The sequence below is a fragment of the Aeromicrobium sp. REDSEA-S32_B7 genome (assembly GCF_001626145.1).
Taxonomy (GTDB): Bacteria; Actinomycetota; Actinomycetes; order Propionibacteriales; family Nocardioidaceae; genus Aeromicrobium; species Aeromicrobium erythreum.
The window spans coordinates 1-4,523 of record NZ_LUNF01000022.1; the positions used below are offsets into that span (position 1 = coordinate 1).

The following is a 4,523-nucleotide window of genomic DNA, read 5'->3' on the forward strand; positions in this document are numbered from 1 at the left end:
GGCCTGCTCGGCGCGCGCGGTGGCGATCTTCGCCGCGGCGGCCGAGGCCGTCGCGAAGGCGCGCTGACGGGCCTGCACCACGGCCCGCTTCCGCGCCGCGGTCGTGGCCTGCGCACGAGCCCGCTGCGGGGTCGACGCCCTCACCGTCGCGGTGCCACGACCCGTGGCGCTGCGCCGCACCGTCGCCTCGCCGCGGTGCCCGTCGACGTGCGCCACGCGCGTCGCGGTCTTCACGACGGTAGCGGTCTTCGTCACGGTCACGCGGTGGCTGCGCGCGGCGTCGGCCTGCGCCACGACCAGCGTCGACGCCGCCAGGGCGACCAGGATCAGCGCGACCACCTTCGCGGTCGTGCTCGACGGACGTGCTGACGTCACCAGTCCCATGGTGTTCTCTCCCTCGGTGAAGGGATGCACGGCCGGCTGCACTGGTGCCCACCTGGCCCTTCGTGGTCTCCCCACCGCGAAGGACGGACGCTGGTCCCTATCTCCTCGGGACTTTAGTCCTTATCGAGGTCATCTGCACCCATAAAGTCCTGACTTCTTTCGGGACATCAGTCCCTGCTCACCCGGGGCGACGACGCCGTACGTGCCCGGTAGCGTGGTGCCGGGGAGAAGGAGAACCGCATGAGCACGATCGTCGTGGGCTACGTCGCGAGTCCCGAGGGTGAGGCCGCCTGGACCTGGGCCGTCGACCACGCCCGCAGCACGTCCGCCCGTCTCGTCGTCATCGCGTCCGACGCGCCGCACCCGGACGTCTCGCCCGAGACCGTCGTGGAGCAGCTCGAGTCGCGGCTCGGCGAGGCAGGCGTCGAGCACGAGGTGGTGCACTTCGTGGGCAGCGGTGGCGCCGCCGACGCCATCCTCGACCACGCCAACCGCCACGACGCGTCGCTCGTCGTCATCGGCCAGCGCCGACGCTCCCCCGTGGGCAAGCTGGTGCTGGGCTCCACCTCGCAGCGCATCCTGCTCGAGGCCGACTGCCCGGTCGTCGCCGTCAAGGCCGCGCGCTGACCTCGTCGCCGGTCCCGGCACGTACCTCTCGGACGTCGACTGCTCAGCTGCCGCCAGCCTCGCTGGTCGTGTCGCCCCACACCGCCTTCGCGCCCGAGTCGCCCACGCGGTAGACCTGCACGGCCGCCGCGACGGAGGCGATCAGGACGAGGACGGCCACGCCCCGCGCCGCCGCGGACACGACGCCCCGACGGTGCAGGACGAGCATCGCCACGAGCACCACCAGCAGGGCGATCTCGAACCAGATGAGCTGGTCGCCGAGCTCCGCGTGCCGGCCCGGGTCGCCGACCCTCTTCTCGAGCGCCTCGCCGCTCGAGGTCGCGACCGGGGTGAGCGCGGTCGCCACGACGAGCAGACCGGCCACGAGCCAGCCGTAGGTCTGGCGCCAGGCTGGGCGCAGCGCGACGACGATCGCACCGACCACCGACAGGGGCAGCAGCACGACGACCGCGTGCACGACGAGCGGGTGCAGCGGGAGGCCGTTGAACGTGTCCAGCATGGTGTTCTCCTTCGTGGGACGTCCCCGTGCGGCGAGCGCCGACGTGCGGTGGAGGGGGTCAGGGTGCGCCGAGGACGAGCCGGACCAGGGACCACGGACCGTCGCGGTCGAGCTCGAGGCGACCGCCGCTCGCCTCCGCGCACGACCGCGCGATGTCGAGGCCGAGACCGCTGGAGCCCCGGTCGCTCGTCCCGCGCCGCAAGGCCGACGGCGGCACGCCCGGCCCTTGGTCACGGACCTCGACGACGGTGTCGGTGCCGACGGACGACACGGTCACGGCCACCGGCACTCCCTCGGCCGTGTGCGCGACGGCGTTCTCGAGCAGCGCGTCCAGCGCGGCGGCGAGGTCCGCGTCGGCCAGGCGCACCTCCCACCCCGCGGCGCCGTCCGGCAGCTCGAGCACGGCGTCTCGCCGCTGGTCCTCCAGCAGCGGAGCCCAGTACGCGAACCGGTCCTGCACCACGGCGACCACGTCGGTCCGGGGCACCGCCCCCTCGCGTTGTGGTCGGCGAGCAGCCTGGATCACCGCCGTCAGGGTCCGCTCGAGGTGGTCGAGGTGGTCCTCGAGCTCACGCTTCTGCGGCGACTCCGGCAGGGCCTCGACGTCGAGCCGCACCGCGGTGACCGGGGTGCGCAGCCGGTGCGACAGGTCGGCGACGGTCTCGCGCTCGGCCACGAGCAGCTCGTCGATGCGCCCGGCCAGGCCGAGCACGCCCACCTGCTCGAGCGTCTCCCTCCCCACCACGCTGCTCGGCACGAACGAGCACACCGCGACGTCGCGGCCCCGCTGCTCGGCGACCACGCGCACGAGCCGGCCGCCGTCGACCGACGCCACCTCTGCCCCGTACACGCGCCCGACCCGGGCGTCCGGCGGGCCGTAGGAGTCGCCGTCGGGGGACCGTGCGTCGTCGCGTCGCCCTGGGGGTGTGCCGGCGTCGGCGAGGGGACCGAAACGGGCGTCCGAGTCGACGCTGCAGTCGGGTCGGGTCGACCCCACGGGCGCGCCGTCGCCGGCGTCGACGGTCACCCGACCACCGTCGCGGGCGTCGATGCGCTCGACGACCGCGACGAGGTCGTCGCGGTCGCCCCGCCCCGTGCTCAGCAGGTCGGCCACGCCCTGCGCGACGGAGGCCGCCCACTGCTCCTCGTCCTGCTGCACGTTGCGCTGCACGGTCAGCGTCACCGGCACGGCGAGGAGCAGCAGCATCGCCGCGGCCGACCCGACGCCCAGCGCGAGGATGCGGGCGCGCAGGCTCACGCGACGCCGCCGGTCGCGGGGTCGGGGGCGACGAGCTTGACGCCCACCCCTCGCACGCTGTGCAGGTACCGCGGGTCGGCAGCGCTCTCGCCGAGCTTGCGACGCAGCCACGACAGGTGCACGTCGACCGTGCGGTCGGCGCCGCCCCACGGCATCTGCCAGACGTCGGCCAGCAGCTCACGCTTGCTCACCACCTCGCCGGCGCGGGTGGCGAGGGCGAGCAGCAGGTCGAACTCCTTGCGGTTCAGCGCGACGGCGCGGCCGTCGAGGGCGACCTCTCGTGAGACAGGGTCGACGACCAGTCCGCCCACCCTGACGGTGCGGTCGGCCGCACCGGCCGGCGCGGTGCGGCGCAGCACCGCTCGGACGCGCGCCATGGCCTGCGCGGCGGAGAACGGCTTGACGAGGTAGTCGTCGGCGCCGGCGTCGAGGAGCCGCACGATCTCCCGCTCGTCGTCACGGGCCGTGGCCACGACCACCGGCACGTCGCTGGAGGAGCGCACCAGGGCGAGCACGTCGGCGCCGTCGAGGTCCGGCAGCCCGAGGTCGAGCATGATCACGTCGGGCTGCTCGGCACCGACGCTGCGGATGGCCTCGACGGCCGTCCCGACGGCGGTGACGACGGCACCGTGGTCGGTCAGCCCGCGGGTGAGGGTCGTGCGGATGGCGAGGTCGTCCTCGACCACCAGGATCCGGACCATGGGGTCACCGTAGTGCTCGGTGACGCCGACCGGGGCCGACTCGCGCACGCTCACGACCGGCCCGACCGGTCCAGTGCGGGCAGGACCCGCAGGGCGAGCGCGGGGCACGCCTGCGCCAGCTGGCGGGCCTGCCGCTCGGTGAGGTCGTCGCCGACGACGGGGAAGCCCCACTCGTCGAGGGTCACCTGCTCGGGCAGGAGCGCGGCGCACAGTCCGTGGCCGTCGCAGCGGGTCCAGTCGACCAGGACGCGTGGGCTCATCGCTCGGCACCCGTCGGGAGCACGCCGAGCGTCGGACGTCCGCACCCGCGACCCGTCGCGTGGACGGCGACGTCGTCGGCGAACGCGGTCAGCGCGCTGGCCAGGAAGCCGACGGCGCCGTCGGGGTGGGCGCACGCTCCGCGACCGCGCACCAGGCCGAGCCGTCGGGACAGGCGCGAGAGGTCGACGGGCGCGTTCGCCGCCAGCCCCTCGACGTCGGAGGCGAGGGAGTCGAGCCCGAACACGCAGGGTCCGCACTGCCCGGCCGACTCCCCGGCGAGCCAGCGCGCCACCCGCGCGACCTCCCCCACGGGGCAGGTGGCGCCGGGCAGCACGGCGACGACGCCCGCACCCCACGTCGCACCTCGCGCGCGGAGGGCGGCGCGGTCCACGAGCAGGTCGCCGGCCTTGGTCCAGCGGCCGTGGTACCCACCGAGGAGGACGGTCCGGTCCGCTCCGCCGACGAGGTCGGCGACCCGTCGGCCGTGCGGCACCTCGACCACGCCCGGGTGCGGCACGTCGCCCAGCAGCGTCGACCGCTCGACGGGGGTGAACATGCAGTCCAGCAGGCTGGGGCGCGAGCTGGTGAGGCAGTCGCCGGGGTCGTGCCCGGCCTTCGGTACGTCGCGGATCAGCACGGTGCGCTCGGCGGCGGTGTCGAGCTCGTCGAAGAGCACCACCTGCAGCTGCTTGGGCGAGCCGAGGTTGATCTCCTTGCCGATGACGGCGTAGGCCTCCTCGGCCGCGGCGCGCCCCTCGGCGGAGAAGTGCTGCTCCAGCGACTCCAGGTGCTC

At 74.7% G+C, this 4,523-nt stretch carries 7 protein-coding genes; 1 reads left to right on the forward strand and 6 read right to left on the reverse strand.

Annotation, left to right across the window (positions count from 1 at the left end; all coding sequences use genetic code 11):
• On the reverse strand, positions 1–375 hold a 375-nt coding region (locus A6Q79_RS01180; RefSeq protein ID WP_317695556.1), incomplete at its 3' end, for a hypothetical protein.
• 249 nt (positions 376–624) lie between these two features.
• Here A6Q79_RS01180 and A6Q79_RS01185 point away from each other — a divergent pair.
• Positions 625–1,011, forward strand: coding sequence for a universal stress protein (locus A6Q79_RS01185; protein WP_286690227.1), 387 nt, complete (start codon positions 625–627; stop codon positions 1,009–1,011).
• 43 nt (positions 1,012–1,054) lie between these two features.
• Here the strand turns inward: A6Q79_RS01185 and A6Q79_RS01190 are convergent, their stop codons facing one another.
• The 5 genes from A6Q79_RS01190 to A6Q79_RS01210 all read right to left on the reverse strand — a co-directional run.
• On the reverse strand, positions 1,055–1,510 hold the full coding sequence (locus A6Q79_RS01190) for a DUF2231 domain-containing protein (protein WP_236749757.1): 456 nt from the start codon (positions 1,508–1,510) through the stop codon (positions 1,055–1,057).
• A gap of 58 nt (positions 1,511–1,568) precedes the next feature.
• Entirely contained in the window at positions 1,569–2,768 is a 1,200-nt protein-coding gene (locus tag A6Q79_RS01195) for a HAMP domain-containing sensor histidine kinase (RefSeq protein WP_317695564.1), read from the reverse strand.
• Positions 2,765–3,469: a response regulator transcription factor gene (locus A6Q79_RS01200; protein WP_286690225.1), complete on the reverse strand. Its 705-nt coding sequence runs from the start codon at positions 3,467–3,469 to the stop codon at positions 2,765–2,767. The genes A6Q79_RS01195 and A6Q79_RS01200 overlap by 4 nt, the downstream gene beginning before the upstream one ends.
• 50 nt (positions 3,470–3,519) lie before the next feature.
• Entirely contained in the window at positions 3,520–3,729 is a 210-nt protein-coding gene (locus tag A6Q79_RS01205; protein WP_067860404.1) for a ferredoxin, read from the reverse strand.
• Positions 3,726–4,523 (reverse strand): NADH-ubiquinone oxidoreductase-F iron-sulfur binding region domain-containing protein (locus A6Q79_RS01210; protein WP_317695569.1); only part of this gene is annotated, 798 nt, incomplete at its 5' end. The genes A6Q79_RS01205 and A6Q79_RS01210, both read right to left, overlap by 4 nt.